Raw genomic sequence first — 19046 nt, 5'->3', positions numbered from 1 at the left:
CGCTTGCTCGTCTGACGCGTGGTGGCGGAGGCCGTCCGGCTGCTCGGTACGGCGGCGCACGCCCGCAACCGCCGCGCGGAGCCGCCACCGTCAACCAGACGCACACGGACGCGAGTTCAGGCTCGGTGAGCGCAAGCCGCAACCGCCGCGCGGAGCCGCCACCGTCGACCGGACGCACACGGACGCGAGTTCAGGCTCGGGGGCGCAGGACCGCAGCACCTCGGCCGTTGCGCCGCCTACCCTTCCCGGGTCACTCCCCCGCGTCGGTCGCCAGTTCCAGCGCCGCGGCCCGCACGTCGGGCTCGTCGTGGCGGCGTATCGCGCGCAGGAGTTCACGCCATGGCTCAGGCCAGCCGCTCGCCGGGTTGACGGCCGCCGCCAGCGTCACGGCCAGCAGGCCCGCGGCCGTACCGCCGTCGTCGGCGAGCTCCTTTGCGACGGGCAGCACCCGCTCGCGGGTCTCCGCGGGGCGGTGGACGGCGGGCAGGCAGCGGCGCAGCTCGCCCGCCGTGCGCCAGGCCAGGCCGGGCCTGCCGACGTGCAGCCCCGCGATTCCGCGCATCTGCCTGCCGAGCGTCTCGGCGTCGTTCTCCAGCGTCACCGCGGAGCAGAGCAGCCGCGCCGCGACCGGCACGAACTCCTCGTACTGGGCGAGGAGTACGCCGGTGCGTCCGGCGTGCCGCCTGGCGAGTGGCCTGCGGCGTGCCTGCTCGCCGAGGGTGAGCGCGATGTGCTCCACGCGCCGTCTCGCCGGGCGGTCGCGGTCGGCTCGGGCGTCGGGGGTGTCGGGTGCGGAATCCGCGGCGATCAGCCCGGACAGCACCTGTTCGAGGGTGCGGCCGGTGTTGGGCAGGGCGATGACCAGCTCGACGAGGCTCTCGGCGGCCTGCCGCCACGTGCCTCGGTTGCCGAGGTCGGTGACGGCGGTCGAGAGCACGGCCGGTGCGTCCGGGGCCCACAGCGCCCAGTCGGGCAGCCGCTGGTAGACGGCCTCGGTGATGCCACGGTCGTCGGCGTGGCACAGGCCGGTGATCAGCCGCGCGTACCGTTCGCGGTGCCGCTCGGGCAGTGCGAGGGGGTGTGCGCGCAGCAGTGCGTGGCGCAGGGCGGGCACTCCCTGCGCGGCCGATTCGACGATCTCCCACGCCCGGTCGTCGTCGAGCAGTCCGGGTGCGCACGCGACGCAGACCGCCTTGACGTCGGTGTGCTGGCTGGGGAACGAGTAGACGTTCAGCAGGAGTTCGGCCGCCTCGGCGAGCGGCAGGCAGTCCGCGGCCAGCCGCACCATCGCCTTGCGCATGGTGAGCGAGGCGGCGGCGCCGGCGGTCTCGTCCTGCGCGGACGCCCCCTGGGACGCGGCAGACGCGGCAGAGGATGCCGGAGAGGACCCGGCAGAGGACGCGGACGGCTGGGGCGCCGACGCTGCTGCCGACGCCGGGGGGTGTGAACGCGACGCGCTCTCCGGTGACTTCGCCGTCGCCGCCGGCAGCAGACGGTGCAGTACGTCGGACAGCCGCCAGGGGTCGGTGTACCGGAACGCACGTGCCAGCGCGGGTACGGCGATGCGAGCGCGCCCGTCGCGGGCGTGCTCCAGCAGTAACGGCATCGCCTCTTCCGGCCGTTCGGTACGCACCGTCGCCGCCAGCGCGGTGTCCGCCAGCTCCGACTCGTCCTCGACGGGGTCGTTGGCCCACAGGCGCAACTCCCTCGCGCCCTCGCCGGGTATGGAGGCAAGCCGTCGCAGTGCCTCGCGGCGCACGTCCATCGCGTTGGCGTCGTCGTCGGCCTCCTGCGCCAGCAGCTTGGCCGCGGCGCGCTGCTGTCGCGGCAGCCAGCGCGCGGTCCACGGACCCACGGGCGGGTGCGGGCGGCGGCTCTCCTTGCTGAGGAAGCGGCCGTAGGGCGGGGTGGCGTCCAGTACGGGGTCGAGCAGGTCCGTGCGCCGCATCGTGATGGTCCGCGACACGCTGGGCAGCAGGGCCGCCGAGGCGTCCACGGCCAGCACCCGCTCCGCCCTCTCGCCTCGGGTGGCCGGGTTGTCCATCCACAGTTCCACGGCGGTGCGCGCGGTGGCCTCGGTGCCGAACTGCACGGCCTGCCACAGCAGTTGCTGCAACTCCGGCATGCCGACGGCACGCCTGCCGACGGCACGGGCCAGTGCGAACGTCAGCCCGTGGTCGTCGTTCTCGGCTCCCGCCTCCAGCCAGTAGCGCAGCGCCTCGTGCACGGCGTGCTCCTGGCCGTGCGGCAGTCTGCGGTCCAGCCGTCCGAGGTCGGCGTCGTCGGTGTTGCCGGACAGCCGTACGACGGTGCGCAACGCCCAGCCGGTGAGGCCCTGTCCGCTGTGTGCGACGTGTTCGCGCAGCAGCGAGCGGGCGAGGCGTCCCAGCGCGGCCCGGCTGTCGTGCGTGGAGCCCGTGGCCCGCAGCGCGTCACCGGCGACACGGTCGAGGTGGTCGACGGCCTCGTCCTCGAAGAGCCGGGCCGGTATGTCCGCCAACGCGCCCAGCGCCGCCGCCCGTACGGACTCGTGCTCCTCGCGCAGCCGTGCCATGTCGGCGATCAGGGCGGTCACGACCGAGCGGTTGCCGCCGTGGCGCTCCGCGGTGTGCGCGGCCTGGCGGACGAGCATCGGCCAGGCGCAGGCCCGGTCCTCGGGCGAGGGGCGGCGGGTGGCGGCGGTCAGCTCGGCGTAGGCGGACTCGTCGGGCAGATGTGCCTGGGCGGCCAGCACCTTGGACCAGTGCGCCCCGCGTCTGCGTGCCTGCTGCACCATCCGCCGGGCTTCCTCCTCGCGGCGGTCGTGCGGCAGCGCTTCGAGCACGTCCTCGTGGAGTGCCCCGTGTGCACGTGCCTCGGCGTCGGTGACAGCGTCGTAGAAGTCGGCGCGCTGACCAGGCGGGAGGGCGTGCAGCAGTTCGGCGAAGCGTTCCGGGTAGCCGCTCAGCACCCGGCCCAGGTCCTCCAGTTCGGGCGGGTCCGCGTCCACGAGCCGCCGAAGCACCGGCGCGGGCAGGCCCTGCCGGCGCAGCTCGGCGACCTGCCCGGGACGCAGCAGCAGCCGCAGCGTACGGGCCGCGTCGGCGGCGACGAGCGGCACCAGACGGGGCTTGAACTCCGGTGTGAGCAGGCCGCCTTCGCGGTACTGCTCCAGCAGGTCCAGTACGCGCCTCGGCCGGTCGCCCGCGGTGCGTGCGACGCCCGCTCCGTACCGCTGCCACCACTGCTCGCGCAGCACGTGCGGCAGACCGTCCAACTGCCGTCCCGCCTCCGCGAGCAGGACGTCGGGGTGGCGGGTGGCGAGCGAGGTCCAGGCCGTGACGGCGTGGAAGAGTTCCGGCAGCAGACGGGCCACCGTCTCCGGTCCGCATCCGGGCAGCAGACGTGCGGCCTCGTCGTCTCCCCAGCGGACCCGTACGGCGTCGATGAGTCCGTCCGCGAGCTGTGTGCGCCGCCCACGGACGATGGTGCGGGTGAGCTGGGCCCGTACCGCCGAGGGCGCGTCGTGCAGCGCAACCCACAGCGCGTCGTCGCTGATGCCGGACGAGCGGGCGATGGCGGCCCGTTGGGCGTGGCCGCGGATGTACGGGTCGGGGTGTGCGAGCCGGGCGGAGAGATAGACCGTGGCCTGCGCCGCGCACGCGACGATCACGGCGACCCTGCGGCCGTACATCCCGTACTCCTCGAGGCCCTCGAGAAGACCCGTCAGTTCGTCGCCGTCGGCGGCGCTCGCGCGGGCGGCGATCTGCCTGGTGCGCTGCGGGTACGCGAGCGGCTCGAGGGTGTCGAGAAGTTCGGTGGCGGCTGCACGGGACATGGTCGGGATTCTGCCCGCTGCATGTGCGCCGGGTAAGAGTTCTTCAAAGGAATGTGCAGGACGTGAGTGTTTTGCGGCTGCTTCGTGTGCACCGGCGCCCCGCTGGACATCTCCAAGGGTTGAACGCTGCCCGCTCGGCCGCCCGCGTTAACGTCGCCCCATGGACGAAGTGATCGTCGTGGGCGGCGGGGTGAGCGGACTGACGACGGCGGTGCTCCTCGCGGAGCGCGGCATGGACGTGACGGTCTGGAGCCGCGACCGCGACCGTGAGACGGCGTCCGGTGTCTCCGGGGGACTGTGCTGGCCGTACCGCGTCGAGCCGCAGCAGAAGGCGCTGGAGTGGGCGGAGCGTTCGTTCCGCCATTTCGCCTGGCTCGCGGAGCAGCCGGAGCTGACCGGGGTGCGTCTGGTGCGAGGCAGGCTGGAGGACGGCGCTTCGGCGTCGGTGCCGGAGCGGTGGCTTCGGCTCATCGGGTCGCCGCCGCGCACTCCGATCGCGGACATGCTGAGGTATCTCCCTTATCTGCGGCGCCGGTTGACCGCCGCGGGCGGGCGCTGGGAGCAGCGTTCGGCGGAGTCGCTGGCGGAGGCGTCGGCGCGGGCGCCGGTGGTCTTCGACTGCGCGGGGCTCGGTGCGCGTGAACTCGCCGGGGACCGCGGAATGCGGGCCGTGCGCGGCCAGATAGTGGTCGTGGAGAACCCCGGCGTCGACGAGTGGTATCTGTCGTCGGAGGCCGGAGCCGCCGAGACCGCCTACGTACTGCCTCAGCCCTACGGTCTCCTCCTCGGCGGCACCGCCGACGAGGACGCGGAGGACACCGCCCCCGATCCGGCCGTGACACGGGCGATCGTGGAGCGCTGCGCCCGGGTGCACCCGGCGCTCGCGGAGGCGCGCATCCTCGAAGTGCGGGTGGGGCTGCGGCCGTTCAGGCCGCGGGTGCGGCTGGAGGCGGAGAGGCTGCCGGACGGCGCGCTGTGCGTGCACAACTACGGTCACGGCGGCGGGGGCGTCACGGTCTCCTGGGGCTGTGCGCTGGAGGCCGTGCGTCTGCTGGACGCCGCACGCCGCGACTGAGCGCGCCCGAGGGCGTCGCGTACGCCGCGTACCCGGACGCGTAGGCAGACGGGTACTCAGACGCGCACGGAGACGCGTACGGAGATCGCGTACGACGGGGGATGCCGGGCGCATGTCATTCAGATGTAGATGCATACGATTGCGATCCCGGCGGGGAGCGGAGTACATACCCTCGATCGGGTCACATCGCACATCTCGGCGTTGCCGCAGAGGAGTTGGAGGACTCGTGCGTCACAGACTCATCGTCACGGGCGCGGTGGTGGCCGCACTCGCGCTCACCGTCACCCCGGCGTCGGCCACAGGCGCGGGGCCGGAGCCCGGCGCTCCAGGAGCGGGCGACTCCTACTACCCGGACTACGGCAACGGCGGCTACGACGTCTCCCACTACGACCTGGGCCTGAAATACCGCCCGAAGACCGATGAGTTGAGCGGCACGGCCACCGTGCTCGCCAAGGCGACTAAGGACCTGAGCCGCTTCAACCTGGACTTCGCGCTCGACGTCGAGGAGGTGCGGGTCAACGGCCGCAAGGCGAAGACGGCGACCTCCGGCGCGCACGAACTGGAGATCACCCCCGCGAAGCCCCTCACCGAGGGCGAGCACTTCAGCGTCGTCGTGCGCTACTCCGGCGTCCCCTCCGAGGTCGAGGTCGACGGCTACACCTCCTGGCACCGCACCCCCGACGGCGGGGTCGCCGCGAACGAGCCCGAGGCCGCCTGGTGGTGGTTCCCCAGCAACGACCACCCGAGCGACAAGGCGACCTACGACATCGCCGTCACCGTGCCGGAGGGCTACGAGACCATCAGCAACGGCGACCGCGTCTCCAAGGGTCCGGCGGGGAAGGGCTGGGTCCGTTCGAGCTGGCGCTCCGCACAGCCGCAGACGACGTATCTGGCGACGCTGGCGGTGGGCAAGTTCGACGTCACCAAGAGCCGTACGGACAGCGGCATTCCCGTCGTCAACGCCTACAGCAGGAGACTCGGCGACGAGGACGGCTCCGCTCGCGCGAGCGTCGAGCGCACCGCCGAGATCACCGACTGGCTCCAGACCGTCTTCGGCGACTACCCCTTCAGTTCGGTCGGCGGCTATGTGCCTGCGACGGGTGAGGGCTTCGCACTGGAGACGCAGACGCGGCCCTTCTACGGCAACGAGCGCTTCAAGCGGGGCACGGACGTCTCCGTCGTCGTCCACGAGCTGGCTCACCAGTGGTACGGGGACAGCGTCTCGGTGCGCAGGTGGCGCGACATCTGGCTGAACGAGGGCTTCGCCTCGTACGCCTCGTGGCTGTGGTCGGAGAAGGAGGGCGACGGCACGGCGCAGGAGATCGCCGACGAGGTCTACGGCTCCCACCCGGCCGGCGACGAGTTCTGGAAGGTCAAGCCCGCCGACCCGGGCGCGAAGAACCAGTTCCACGACGCCGTCTACGACCGTGGCGCGATGGCGCTCCAGGCACTGCGGAACAAGATCGGCGACAAGAGCTTTTTCAAGATCCTCAAGGGCTGGCCGACCGAGCACCGGGGCGGCAACGCCCGCGTGGAGGAGTTCGAGAAGTACGCGGAGAAGGTCTCGGGCAAGTCGCTCTCCTCGCTCTTCGACACCTGGCTGCGTACGCCCGCCAAGCCGTCGAAGGCGGCGCTCGGGGGCGAGCGGCAGGACGCGGGGAGCGACGAGCGCAAGCGCCCGGAGTCATGGGAGGAGATCCAGGCCGTGCACGGGGCGCACCGGCGCTGAGCCACTGAGCGGGTGCCGCGAGCTGCGCCGCCGAGACCGAGGACCGGTGTCCGGTGGCGCCGCGTCGTCGGTAACGCCGCGCCGCACCCGGCCGCGATGCAAAAGGCCCGGTCTCCGTCGGCCGATTCGCCGACGGGGACCGGGCCTTCGCCTCCACGGGCCTGCCTGCGGGGCTCTCGCCGTAGGGGTTCAGGCGTTCTGCATCGGCACGGGCTTGATGAGCGCGAAGGTAGCGCCCTGCGGGTCCTGAACGACGGCCATCCGTCCCGCCATCATGTCGAACGGCGGCACCAGCACGGAGCCGTCCCTCCTGGTGAGGGCGTCGACCGCGCTGTCGGTGTCGTCGATCGCGAAGTAGGTGATCCAGTGCGAGGGCGCTCCGGGCGGCGAGTTCTCAAGTCCCTGCATGCCGCCGACGGTTCGGCCGCCGACGGACAGCGCCTGATAGCCGGGCGCGCCCTCCATCGGCGAGGTCTCGATGCCCAGCGCACGGTAGAAGGACGCGGCGGCGTCCAGGTCGGAGGTGTTGAGTTCGGTCCAGATGACGGCACCGTGCTCGTTGACGACCTGTGCGCCGGTGAACTCCTTCGACTGCCACAGGCCGAAGACCGCTCCCGTGGGGTCCTTCGCGACGGCCATCCGTCCCAGGTCCATCACGTCCCTGGGCTCGACCGCCACCGTCCCGCCGTTCTGTGTGATCCGGTGCACGGCGGCGTCGACGTCCTGCGTCGCGAGATACATCGTCCACGTGGGCGGCGGGGCCGGCTGCCCCTCGGGGGCCCTGGTGGCCATGACGCCCGCCACGGGCTTCTTGTGCAGGGTGCAGACCGAGTATCCGCCGGTTTCCGGCGGCCCGATCTCGCCCTGCCAGCCGAAGAGATCCTTGTAGAAGTCGAGGGCCGCCTGCTGGTCGGGGACCATCAGGTCGGCCCAGCAGGGAACGCCGGGCTCGTACCTCTCAGTTACCTCGGGCATGACTGCTCCTTGTCGGGTCTCGGGTGCCGGTCACTGTGCCGAGGCAGCCCGTCCCTGCCGCTTGCGCCACGCCGCCGCCGGTGCGCGGGCGCCGTGAATTCACCCGCATCCCGCCGCGTCCCCGGCGTCCGCCGCGTACGAACCGCGCCGCGCGTACGGATGCGCGTCAGCCGTGCGCCCGTGCGCGGTACTCCTTGCGGGACTCGTAGGCGATCGGCAGGAACCGCACTCGCTCCGGCAGCCTCGGCACCACCACGCTGAGCACCCGCCCCAGCCGCACCAGCCGCCGCTCCTGACGGGGTGTCCAGGGCAGACCGATCGCCTCCCGTGCGCCGGGCGGCATCAGCCCGATGGTGAAGAACCGCCTCAGCCGCGTGAACGCGGGCCGCAGCACGGGCCACAGCAGCCGCAGCGCCGCGACGACGGGCCTGGGACCTCGGTCGGGCGGCGGCACGGCGGCGCCGGGCGCGACCAGCTCCTCCACCACGGCGTTCCTCTCCAGCTCCTCGTCGAGCACGCGCTGGTAGTACGGCCAGAACTCCTCCAGCGTCTGCGGCATGTCCCGTTCGCGGAGGCCGAGGACGTCGCCCACCTGAAGCCACTCCGCGTACAGCCGCCGCTCCTCGTCCTCGGTGTACGGGCGGCGCCCGAGGTAGCGCTGGGCGTGCTGGTAGACGGGGAAGCCGGTGGCGTGCACCCAGGAGTAGTTGGCGGGGTCGAGGGCGTGGTACTCGCGGCCGTGCGCGTCGACGCCGCGGATCTCGCGGTGCAGCCTGCGCAGGCGCCGTCCTTCCCGGGCGGCGTCCTCGCCGCCGTAGACCCATAGCTGCACGCTCGTCAGTGAGCGCTCGCCCCTCCCCCACGGGTCGGTGCGGAAGACCGAGTGCTCGTCTACTCCGGCGCCGACGACGGGGTGCGCGACCTGCATGGTGAGGGCGGCGGGCAGCGCCAGCAGCATCCGCACCTCCCCGGCCAGGTCCCACAGCATGCCGCCGGGGGGCGGTGGTTGGGGCTGTCGCTGCCGTGCGGCCTGACGGGCCGTCCCGTCCCCGTGGTCGCTGCCGCCTCGGTCGCTGCTCGTACTGCTCACCTTCCTCATGATGCTCCCGGCGGATCGCCGACGCCTGCCACCCTTCGACGGTGCTCTCCGTGCACGGCCGGCGCCGGTCCGACCGCCGGTCGTCTTCGGACATCGCGCCCTCCGCGAACCGATCCGGCCACGGCGGCGGAAAGCGGATGGCCGCTGCGTACGGAGGGGACGGCCGGGCAGAGCGGAACCTGACAAGGCCTTCCCACGGAAGGCTTCCATGGCCAGACTGAGGGGCGGAACCGGCCGCGTACGCTCCCGTGAGGCTTGCCGCAGCGGGCGTTTTCGGCTATTCGACGGAATACGACATGGAACGGCAGTACGTGCAGCAGTGGTCCCGGCGGTCTCCGCGGTCTGCGGCGGCGCGGATGAGATCCAACGGGTCGTCACATGCGCCACTTTCGGCCACGGACGTCCGTCCTGCGCACCCCGAGGATCTGAACGGCCGGACGTAGGTGAGCGATTGATCAGATGTTTTCGGCCTGCGACTTTAAATGATCGCCGACTCCCCTATATTGGTGCGGCGCTGAACGGACTGTCGCGGCTCATACCCTCCCTGCCCGGACCTGTCCACAAGGACCCTGATTGATGACCCCCGAGACCTCTCCACCGCCCAAACGCTCCGCCGCAGGCGCCGCGGCTCCCGGCTCCGAGCAGCCGCCGGCCAAGCCGAGAACGGGCACGGGAACCGCGCTCGCCCTGCTGATAGCGGTGCTCGTCACGGGCCCGGCGTGCCTGGCCGCGGTCTATGCCGCGCCGCAGTCCATACGTCCGGGAATCGCCTGGGGCAGCGGTTCGGCCGCCGTGCTGCTGAGCGTCGCCGTCGCGCTGGCGACCCGCGGAATCCTCGTGGCGCGCGGGCTGCGCGCGGTGATCGCGCGGCAGAACGACGAGGCCGACGCCGAGCGCGCGGTCGCTTCGCACTTCGCGGACGTCATCGTCCCGATCCTGGTGGAACGGCTCCGCTCCGGGGCCTCCGCGCAGACGGCGCTGGCCGCCGTTCCGACGGTCGCCAACAGCACACACCAGCGCGTACTGCACTCCCTGGCCAACGAGGTCCACCGCGGCGAGGGAATGCGCGCCGCCGCGATGGCCGCGTGCGCCAACGCCGCGGGCCGCGTACAGGCGCTGGCCACGAGCATGGCGGCCGACCTGCGGGAGATGGAGCACAAGTACTCGGATGAGGAAGTGCTCGGGGATCTGCTGCACTTGGACCACCGCACGGCGCAGACGGGACGCCTCGCCGACTCGATCGCCGTGCTGACCGGCGCACGTACCGGGCGGCGCTGGGCCAAGCCCATCGTCATGGAGAGCATCCTGCGCGGCGCGATGGGACGCATCAGCGGCTATCAGCGCATCCGGCTGCACTCCTCGTGCGAACTGGCCGTGGCCGGTCACGCCGCGGAGGGCGTGATGCACGCGCTCGCCGAACTCATGGACAACGCCGCGAACTTCTCACCGCCGACGTCCGAGGTGCACGTCTACGTCGAGGAGGCGTCCGCCGGGGTCATCATCACCGTCGAGGACGGCGGGCTCACCATGGGCGAAGTCGCCCTGGAACGCGCCCAGCAGGCGGTCTCCTCGGAGTCGCTGGACCTGACGAACCTCTCCGGTACGCGCCTCGGGCTCGCCGTCGTGGGGCGCCTGGCGCACAAGCACAACCTGTCGGTCTCCTTCCGGCCCTCCGCGCACGGAGGCACCGGGGTGCTGCTGATGATCCCGCAGACGCTGATCACGCAGGCGCCGAAGCGGGACGCCGAGAGCACCGCTCCGTCGTCCTCCCTGTCGTCGACGTCTGCGTCGCCTGCGTCGTCTGCGTCGTCCTCGTCTGCGGCGCTGTCGTCGGCGCCGACGCCGTTCCCGTCGCAGTCCAGGGGGCCCGGGGCAGGCTCGGGGACGCGTTCGCCCGGCGCCCCTTCCGGGCCGCGGCCCTCCGAGCCCGTCGGCCGCACCGGTGCCGACTCCGGCTCGTCCGGCGGCGATTCGCAGCCGGCCGGCGGCCTGCCACGGCGCAGGCGCCCGGAGGCCGCCTCGTCGAGCGAGGAGACGGGCAAGGCCGCGGACGTCTCCGGCGGTTCCGCTGCGGGAGGCTCCGGCGAGCCCTCCCCGGAGCACGCCTCGGCCACGGAGACCGGTCCCAGCGGCCTGCCCAAGCGGCGGCGCGGGCAGACGCTCGCCGCGGCACAGCAGCGCAGCGCGTCGTCCGACCAGGACAAGAGGGCCGAGCCGGCGAGGTCGGCCGAGCAGTCGGGTTCGCGGTTCGGCGCCTTCCGCCGTGCCGTGCAGGGCGGTTCGGCCGCCGCGGACCAGAAACCCGACGACCCCGACGGCACATCCTCTTCCGTGTCACCCTCCCCCTCCTCGTCCCGCCCGGAGGACAACAGCGAATGATCACTGACGGCAAACTCGACTGGCTGCTGGAGAGTCTGCTGCGGCGGACACCGGGGGCACGCCACGCCCTCGTACTCTCCCGCGACGGACTCAAGTTGTGCAGCTCCTCCGAGCTGGACATGGACCAGGCCGACCAGCTCGCCGCCATCTCCGCGGGCATCCAGAGCCTCTCTCACGGCGCGTCCGTGGAGTTCGGCAACGGCAGCGGAGGCGTGCGCCAGGCGATGGCCGAGTTCTACGGCGGCATCCTCTTCGTCGTGGAGGCCGGCTCCGGCGCGCATCTCGCCGTCGTCGCCAGTGAGGACTCGGACGTCGGCCTCATCGGCCACAACATGAACGAACTCGTCGAGCAGCTGAGCGAGTACCTCACCACTCCGCCCAGGCAGCAGGACGAGACCAGAGACCCCGCATGAAACGGCCGGGCCGGGACGACGACCCGGACCGTCTGTACACCGTCACGGGCGGGCGCAGCCGGTCCGGCACCGACGCCTTCGACCTGGTGACGCTGGTGGTCAGCGAGTCCGGGCCGACCCCCGGGATGCAGTCCGAGCACGCCTCCATCCTGCGGATCTGCCGCTCGCCCACGGCAGTCGTCGAGATCGCCTCGGATCTCGGGCTGCCGGTGAGCATCGTGCGGATCCTGCTCGGCGACCTGCATGCAGCAGGCCGGATCACCGCCCGGCATCCGCGTACGGCCTCGGCCGCGGATCAACTTCCCGATCCAGAAATCCTGAAGCAGGTGCTCGTTGGACTCCGCAACCTCTGACCTGACGACCGGAACCCGCCCCCCGCTGCGCAGCACCGCCGACAACGGACTGAAGATCGTCATCGTCGGCGGCTTCGGTGTCGGCAAGACGACGATGGTGCGCTCCGTCAGCGACATCCGTCCGCTCAACACGGAGGAGACGATGACGCGGGCGGGCGAGGGCGTCGACGACGCCGACGACGTGCCCACGAAGACGACGACCACGATCGCCTTCGACTTCGGGCGCATCAGCCTCGACGCGCGCACGGTGCTCTATCTGTTCGGAGCGCCGGGGCAGGAGCGTTTCTGGTTCCTGTGGGACCGGCTCTTCACGGGCACGCTCGGCGCGGTGGTCCTCGTGGACACCCGCAGACTCGCCGACTCCTGGTACGCCATCGACCGTCTCGAACACCACGGCATGCCCTTCATCGTGGCGCGCAACGACTTCGGCGGACCGCACTACTCCGCCGAGGACGTACGCGAGGCGCTGGATCTGCCGGAGAGCGTCCCCCTCATCGAATGCGACGCACGTTCCCGTGAGTCCAGCAAGGAAGTGCTGATCACGCTCGTCGACCACCTGTACACCCTGTCCTCCTCCGCACGGGAGCGCGCTAAGTGACCACGTCCGACCCGCAGTCCTCCTCCGGCGAGTCCCATGAGCACGGCGGCCCGGACGACGGGTGGACCGCACCGCCGTCCGGCTCCCCCGCGCATCCCGACGCCGTCGCGATGTTCGGACCCGGCTTCATCTCCGGGGACCGCGGGCAGCTCTACCGCGACATGCGGGAGAAGCACGGGCCGATCGCTCCTGTGACGCTCATCGGCGACGTGCCCGCGTGGCTGGTCCTCGGCTACCGCGAGCTGCACCAGATCACCGGCAACCCCGCGCTGTTCACGCGCGATTCGTCGGTCTGGAACATGTGGGACCGCATTCCGCACGACTGGCCGCTGATGCCGATGGTGGGCCGTCAGCCCTCGATCCTCTACGAGGTGGGCGACCGGCACGAGCGCCGCTCGGCGCTCGTGGGCGACGCCCTCCGCGGCGTCGACCCGTTCGAGCTGCGTACGCACTCCGAGCAGCACGCCGACGAGCTGATCGACGGCTTCTGCTCACGCGGCGAGGCCGATCTCATCGACGAGTACGCCATGAAGCTGCCCGCGCTGGTCCTCGCGCGCATCTTCGGCTTCACCGACGACGACGGCTCGGCGCTGGTGCCGAGCATCAACGCCGTCGTCGACGGCGCCGAGGGCGCGCTCGAAGGCAGGCAGCACCTCCAGCGGGCCATGGGGACGCTGCTGCGCTCGCGCGCCATCGCGCCCGCGGGCGACGTGGCCACGCGGATGCAGACCCATCCCAACTCGGCGGAGTTCTCCTCGGAGGAGATCCTCGAGGACATGATGGTCAACATCGTCTCCGGCCATCAGCCGACCGCAGACTGGATCAGCAACTCGCTGCGGCTGATGCTCACCGACGACCGGTTCGCCGCCTCCCTCGCGGGGGGCCGCGCGAGTGTCGGTGAGGCGATGAACGAGGTGCTGTGGGAGGAGACCCCCACGCAGAACATCGCCGGGCGGTGGGCTACGCGCGACGCCCAGCTCGGCGGCAGGCGCATCCAGGCCGGGGATCTGCTCGTCCTCAGCTTCGCCGCCGCCAACGCCGATCCTCAGATCCGTCCGGACCAGCACTCCTTCACCGGCGGCAACAGCGCGTTCTTCTCCTTCGGGCACGGCTCGCACCGCTGCCCCTATCCGGCGCAGGAGATCGCCGAGGGCATCGCCCGTACGGGCATCGAGGTGCTGCTGGACCGGCTGCCGGACGTCGATCTGGCCGTCGGGGAGGGCGAGTTGGTGTGGCGCCCCTCCCCTTTCCTGCGCGGGCTCGAATCGCTGCCGGTGACCTTCACGCCGACGTCGGCGGTGGGCCGCAGCCGGTGAGGTGCGGGCCCCGGCTGCGTGCCGGGCCCTCCCCGGGTCGTCAACGGCCGGTCCGGCACTGCTGGTTCAGCCCTGCCGGTCGTCCCTGCCGGTCGCCCCCTCCGGTCGTCCTGCCGGTGCGGCCCTGCCGGTTCGACGCGGTCAGTCCGCGGCGTCGCTGCCATCCGCGCCGTCCGCGGGGCCCTTCGTGGGGCCTTCCGTGAGGTTGTCCGCGGGGCCGTCGGCAGTGCGGTCCGAGGCACCGCCTGAGGCTGAGGCACCGTCGGCGGGCGTGCGCCCGCCTCCCTCGTACAGCTCCTCGACGAGATGCCCGTACTTCTCCCTCACCACGCTGCGGCGCAGCTTCAGCGACGGCGTCAACTCGCCTGTGCCGGGCGCCCATTCCTCGCCGAGCAGCCGGTACCTCTTGACCTGCTCCGTGCGGCTGAGGCGCGCGTTGGCCGCCGCCACGGCGCGGTCGGTCTCCGCCAGCACCTCGGGAAGGGCGGCCAGCCGCGCGGGATCGGCGCCGTCGTCGATGCCGTTGGCTGCCGCCCATGCGGGTGCCGTCTCGCCGTCCAGCACGAGCAGCGCCACCAGGTAGGACCGGCCGTCGCCGTGTACGAACGCCTGCCCAACGAGCGGGTGTTCCTTGAGGGTGTTCTCGACGAGCGCTGGTGAGACGTTCACTCCGGTCGAGGTCACGATCATCTCCTTCTTGCGGTCGGTGACCCACAGGAAGCCGTCGTCGTCGATGCGTCCGATGTCGCCGGTGGCGAACCAGCCCTCGTCGTCGACGGCGGGCTCCACCGTGCCGTCGGCGCGCAGATAGCCCTCGAAGACGGTGGGGCCGCGCACCTCGATCTCACCGTCCTCGGCGGTACGCAGTTCGACGCCGTCGACGGGCCTGCCGACGGAGCCCAGCCGGAACGCTCCGGGGCCGTTGGCGGTGGCGGCGCCCGCCGTCTCCGTCAGACCCCAGGCGTCCATGATCACAATGCCGAACCCGGCCCAGAACCGGACCACTTCCTGCGGCATCGGCGCGGACGCGCTGCCCGTCCACACCAGCCGGTCGAAGCCCGCGAGGGCCAGCAGCGGCTGAAGCACCTCCCGCCTGGCACGCTCGTAGGCCGACGCGAGGCTCTCGGGCACCTCCTCGCCTCGTTCGCGGTGGCGGACGTACTCGCGGGCGACGTCCCCGGCCTCCTCGACGGCCCGCCGCTGCTCCTCGGGAAGCCGTGTGAGGGCCGCCCGTACGGACGCGGCGAGCTTCTCCCATACGCGTGGCACGCCGAAGAACTGCGCGGGGTGCAACTCCTGTGCCGTCGCGGCCACTTGGGCCGGGTCGGCGCACAGATAGACGTGCGAGGCGCGGTAGAGCGGCAGATAGATGCCGAGCATCCGCTCGGCGATGTGCGCGAAAGGCAGGTAGCAGATGTGCTCGACGTGGGCGGGGAGTTCGACGACCTCGTCGAGGGCGAGGGCGTTGACGACGACGTTGCGATGGGAGACGACGACGCCCTTGGGGTCGCCGGTGGTGCCGGAGGTGTAGACGACGGTGACGGGGTCCTCGGCGCGCACGGCACGCCATGTGCGCTCGAACTGGTCCTGGTCGTAGGGGCGTTCCAGCTCGGTCCAGGCCGTGTGCCCGGCGGCGGCGCCGGGTTCGGCCACCACGAGGTGTTCCACGAGCGGCTGCCACAGCGCCGCCTCGGCCGCTCCTTCGACGACGGCGAGCCTGGCGCGGCTGTGTTCGACGATGTGGGCGACCTGTTCGGGGGCGGCGGTGGCGTAGACGGAGACGGGGACGGCTCCGAGGTGCATGAGTGCGAGGTCGGTGAGCCAGTGCTCGGGGCGGTTGCCCATCATCATCAGCACCAGGTCGCCGCGGCGGGCGCCCAGGTCGGCGAGTCCGGCGGCGAGCCGTGCGGTGCGTTCGCGGACCTCGGCCCAGGTCAGCGTGGTCCAGCGGGCTCGGCCGGTGTCGGCGTTCTCCTTCCAGGACAGGGCGGGCAGGTCTCCGTGGTCCTCGGCGTTGCGCGACAGCAGTTCGGGGACGGTGAGTCGGGCCGTATCCGTGGCGGGAAGTCGAAGGGTCGTGTTCAAAACAGCCTCCGGTGTGCATGCACGGCCTTGCCGTTCAGGGGCCGGTGAGGCGGGCCCATGTGTGCTGGAGAGATCCCCTACGGGGGCATTGCAGTACATGCCCAGTGAGACAGCAATACTGTTGAACGTAGTTCGACCGGACGGTGTCAGGAGAAACGCGCATGGAGCAGCAGCAGCCGAACGGCCAGGGCGGCATGGAGAGCCTGACCGTGGACGAGCTCGCCGCGCGGGCGGGCGTGACGGTCCGTACGATCCGCTTCTACAGCACCCGCGGCCTGCTGCCTCCGCCCGCGATCGGCCCGCGCAGGGTCGGCCGCTACGGCCCGGCGCATCTGTCCCGGCTGGCGCTGATCGAGGAGTTGCAGAACCAGGGCATGACGCTGGCGGCGATCGAGCGCTATCTGCGGCGCCTCCCGGAGGACACCGACCCGCACGATCTGGCCATCCACCGCGCCATGGTGGCGTCCTGGATGCCCGACACCGTCGACGAGGCGGGACGTGAGGAACTGGAGCGGCGGGTCGGCCGCGAGCTGACCGGCGACGATCTGGAGCGGCTCACGGCGATGGGCGTGCTGGAGACCACCGGCGACCCGGAGCGTTTCCTGGTCGATCCCGCGCTGCTGCACCTCGGGGTGCGGTTGCTGGACGTGCCGCTGTCGCAGAAGACGATCATCGCGGCGCGTGAGGCGATGCTGGAGCACGCGAGAGCGGCGGCACGTGAGCTGAGCCGCCTGTTCAAGGACGAGGTGTGGGCGCCGTACCGGGCGCTGGAGGAGGACCCGGACCAGGTCGAGCGGATGAAGTCGCTGTCGGCCCATATGCAGCCGATGGTGGTGCAGGCGCTGATGACCGCTTTCCAGCGGTCGCTTAAGGAGGAGCTGCGGGGCGCGTTCTCCGAGGAGCGCGCCCCGCGTTCCTCGTCGTCCGGTGACGTCTCCGGCTCTTCCGGTGACGCCTCCGGCTCCTAGTGCGGGGTCAGTCCTTGAAGACCTCGCCCGCCTCGGCCTTCCGCGCGAGCAGTTCCGGCACGGCGAAGCGGTCGCCGTAGCGGTCCTTCAGTTCGCGTGCGCGGGCGACGAATCCGGCGGGACCGCCCTCGTAGCCGTTGATGTACTGGATCACTCCGCCCGTCCACGGCGGGAAGCCGATGCCCATGATGGAGCCGATGTTGGCGTCGGCGACGGAGGTGAGGACGCCCTCCTCGAAGAGGCGCACGGTGTCCAGGGCCTCGGCGAAGAGCATCCGCTCCTTCATGTCCTCGAAGGGGATGCCGGGGTCGGCGTCCTTCTTGAAGTGCTCGCGCAGTCCGGGCCAGAGCCTGCCGCGCTTGCCGTCCTCGCCGTAGTCGTAGAAGCCGGCGCCTCCGCTGCGCCCGGTGCGTCCGAACTCGTCGACCATCCTGTCGATGACGGCGTCCGCGGGGTGCGGCTGCCACTCGACGCCTTCGGCCTCCAGTCCGCGCCGGGTCTCCTCGCGGATCTTGCGGGGAAGGGTGAGGGTCAGCTCGTCCATGAGGGAGAGCACCTTGGCCGGGTATCCGGCCTGTGCGGCGGCCTGTTCGACGGTCGCGGGCTCCACGCCCTCCCCTACGAGCGCGACGCCTTCGTTGATGAAGTGGCCGATGACTCGGGAGGTGAAGAAGCCTCGGGAGTCGTTGACGACGATCGGGGTCTTCTTGATCTGCTGCACCAGGTCGAAGGCTCGTGCCAGTGCCTCATCGCCCGTGGCGCGGCCCTTGATGATCTCCACGAGCGGCATCTTGTCGACGGGTGAGAAGAAGTGCAGGCCGATGAAGTCGGCCTGGCGCTCGACGCCTTCGGCGAGTGAAGTGATGGGCAGCGTCGAGGTGTTGGAGCACAGCAGCGCGTCCGGCTCGACGATGTCCTGGATCTCCTGGAACACCTTGTGCTTGAGCGCCGGGTCCTCGAAGACGGCCTCGATGACGGCGTCGCAGCCCGCGAGGTCCTGCGGGTCGGCGGTGGGGGTGATGCGGGCGAGGAGCGCGTCGGCCTTGTCCTGCGTCGTACGGCCCCGCCCGAGGGCCTTCTTCAGCAGGCCCTCGGAGTAGCCCTTGCCCTTCTCGGCGGCCTCGGCCGAGACGTCCTTCAGTACGACGTCGATGCCTGCCTTGGCGCACGAGTAGGCGATGCCCGCGCCCATCATGCCGGCGCCGAGGACCGCGACCTTGCGTACGGGGCGCGGCTCGATGCCCTTGGGGCGGCTGCGTCCGGCGTTGACGGCCTGCATGTCGAAGAAGAACGCCTGGATCATGTTCTTCGAGATCTGCCCGGTGACCAGCTCGACGAAGTAGCGGGCCTCGATGACCTGGGCGAGTTCGAAGTCGACCTGGGAGCCCTCGACGGCCGCGGCGAGGATGTTGTGCTGGGCGGGGTAGGGCGCACCGCCGGTCTGCTTCCTCAAGTTGGCCGGGAACGCGGGGAGGTTGGCGGCGAACTTCGGGTTGGACGGGGTGCCGCCGGGGATCTTGTAGCCCTTCACGTCCCAGGGCTGCTGCGACTCGGGGTTGGCGTCGATGAAGGCGCGGGCGGCGGCCAGCATCTCCTCCTGGCTGTCGACGACCTCGTGCACCAGGCCCTTCTCCTTGGCCTTGGCGGGGAAGTACTGCTGGCCCTGGAGGAGCACGTTCAGCAGCGCGTCCGCGATCCCGAGGAGGCGGACGGTACGGGTCACGCCGCCTCCGGCGGGAAGCAGACCCAAGGTGGCCTCGGGGCAGCCGATCTTGGAGCCCTTCGCGTCGAGGGCGACACGGTGGTGGCAGGCCAGCGCGATCTCGAAACCGCCGCCGAGCGCCGCTCCGTTGATGGCGGCGACGACGGGCTTGCCGAGGGTCTCGATGCGGCGCAGATCGCGCTTGATCTGCATGCTGCCTTCGAAGACCTCCTCGGCGTCCTCGGGGCGGGCGCGGATGAGGTCGTTGAGGTCGCCGCCCGCGAAGAACGTCTTCTTGGCGGACGTGACGATCACGCCGCGGACGTTGCCTGCTTCGTTCTCGCGCTCCAGCCGGTCGGCTACGACGCCGAGCGACTCCTTGAACGCGGCGTTCATGGTGTTGGCGGACTGGTCGGGGTCGTCCAGTACGAGCGTGACGACTCCGGTGTCGTCCTGCTCCCAGCGGATGGTCGTGGACTCGGGCATGGTGGGTTTTCTCTCCGTACGTGAGGACGGGGCGGGGGCGCGGGAGTCGGC

At 71.4% G+C, this 19046-nt stretch carries 13 protein-coding genes; 8 read left to right on the top strand and 5 right to left on the bottom strand.

All coding sequences use genetic code 11. The features are described 5' to 3' along the window. Positions 1-250 precede the first annotated feature (250 nt). Positions 251-3817 carry a hypothetical protein gene (locus MMA15_RS25275; protein ID WP_241062470.1) on the bottom strand — a complete coding sequence of 1189 codons (3567 nt, stop codon included), beginning with the start codon at positions 3815-3817 and terminating at the stop codon, positions 251-253. A gap of 160 nt (positions 3818-3977) precedes the next feature. Between MMA15_RS25275 and MMA15_RS25270 the strand changes: the two genes are divergently transcribed. Together MMA15_RS25270 and MMA15_RS25265 are read left to right on the top strand one after the other, a co-directional pair. Then, complete coding sequence (locus MMA15_RS25270; RefSeq protein WP_241062469.1) at positions 3978-4892, top strand: FAD-dependent oxidoreductase; 915 nt, start codon at positions 3978-3980, stop codon at positions 4890-4892. A gap of 226 nt (positions 4893-5118) precedes the next feature. After that, the gene (locus MMA15_RS25265; RefSeq protein ID WP_241062468.1) at positions 5119-6621 is read left to right on the top strand and encodes a M1 family metallopeptidase; all 1503 of its coding nucleotides are present in this window, start codon (positions 5119-5121) and stop codon (positions 6619-6621) included. Between the two features lie 189 nt (positions 6622-6810). Here the strand turns inward: MMA15_RS25265 and MMA15_RS25260 are convergent, their stop codons facing one another. Then, positions 6811-7596, bottom strand: coding sequence for a VOC family protein (locus MMA15_RS25260; protein WP_241062467.1), 786 nt, complete (start codon positions 7594-7596; stop codon positions 6811-6813). 166 nt (positions 7597-7762) lie between these two features. Continuing rightward, on the bottom strand, positions 7763-8584 hold the full coding sequence (locus MMA15_RS25255) for an oxygenase MpaB family protein (RefSeq protein ID WP_241063481.1): 822 nt from the start codon (positions 8582-8584) through the stop codon (positions 7763-7765). A 687-nt stretch (positions 8585-9271) separates the two neighbouring features. On the opposite strand from MMA15_RS25255, the gene MMA15_RS25250 reads away from it, so the two are divergent. The 5 genes from MMA15_RS25250 to MMA15_RS25230 all read left to right on the top strand — a co-directional run bounded on the left by MMA15_RS25250 (position 9272) and on the right by MMA15_RS25230 (position 13754). After that, on the top strand, positions 9272-11074 hold the full coding sequence (locus MMA15_RS25250) for a sensor histidine kinase (RefSeq protein ID WP_241062466.1): 1803 nt from the start codon (positions 9272-9274) through the stop codon (positions 11072-11074). Beyond that, on the top strand, positions 11071-11487 hold the full coding sequence (locus MMA15_RS25245; RefSeq protein WP_241062465.1) for a roadblock/LC7 domain-containing protein: 417 nt from the start codon (positions 11071-11073) through the stop codon (positions 11485-11487). The genes MMA15_RS25250 and MMA15_RS25245 overlap by 4 nt, the downstream gene beginning before the upstream one ends. Further along, entirely contained in the window at positions 11484-11840 is a 357-nt protein-coding gene (locus MMA15_RS25240; RefSeq protein WP_241062464.1) for a DUF742 domain-containing protein, read from the top strand. Before MMA15_RS25245 ends, MMA15_RS25240 begins: the two co-directional genes overlap by 4 nt. Continuing rightward, positions 11821-12438, top strand: coding sequence for a GTP-binding protein (locus tag MMA15_RS25235; RefSeq protein ID WP_241062463.1), 618 nt, complete (start codon positions 11821-11823; stop codon positions 12436-12438). Before MMA15_RS25240 ends, MMA15_RS25235 begins: the two co-directional genes overlap by 20 nt. Positions 12439-12548: 110 nt before the next feature. Further along, positions 12549-13754 carry a cytochrome P450 gene (locus MMA15_RS25230; protein ID WP_241063480.1) on the top strand — a complete coding sequence of 402 codons (1206 nt, stop codon included), beginning with the start codon at positions 12549-12551 and terminating at the stop codon, positions 13752-13754. Between the two features lie 141 nt (positions 13755-13895). Here the strand turns inward: MMA15_RS25230 and MMA15_RS25225 are convergent, their stop codons facing one another. After that, positions 13896-15839, bottom strand: coding sequence for an AMP-dependent synthetase/ligase (locus MMA15_RS25225; protein WP_241062462.1), 1944 nt, complete (start codon positions 15837-15839; stop codon positions 13896-13898). Between the two features lie 161 nt (positions 15840-16000). Between MMA15_RS25225 and MMA15_RS25220 the strand changes: the two genes are divergently transcribed. Beyond that, entirely contained in the window at positions 16001-16807 is an 807-nt protein-coding gene (locus tag MMA15_RS25220) for a MerR family transcriptional regulator (protein ID WP_241062461.1), read from the top strand. Positions 16808-16814: 7 nt separating this feature from the next. On the opposite strand, the gene MMA15_RS25215 is transcribed toward MMA15_RS25220, so the two are convergent. Further along, positions 16815-18995: a 3-hydroxyacyl-CoA dehydrogenase NAD-binding domain-containing protein gene (locus MMA15_RS25215; RefSeq protein ID WP_241062460.1), complete on the bottom strand. Its 2181-nt coding sequence runs from the start codon at positions 18993-18995 to the stop codon at positions 16815-16817. Between the last annotated feature and the right edge of the window lie 51 nt (positions 18996-19046).

Origin of the sequence: Streptomyces marispadix, assembly GCF_022524345.1 — a bacterium.
Classification (GTDB): Bacteria; Actinomycetota; Actinomycetes; order Streptomycetales; family Streptomycetaceae; genus Streptomyces; species Streptomyces marispadix.
This window is presented reverse-complemented; position numbering and strand designations above follow the sequence as displayed.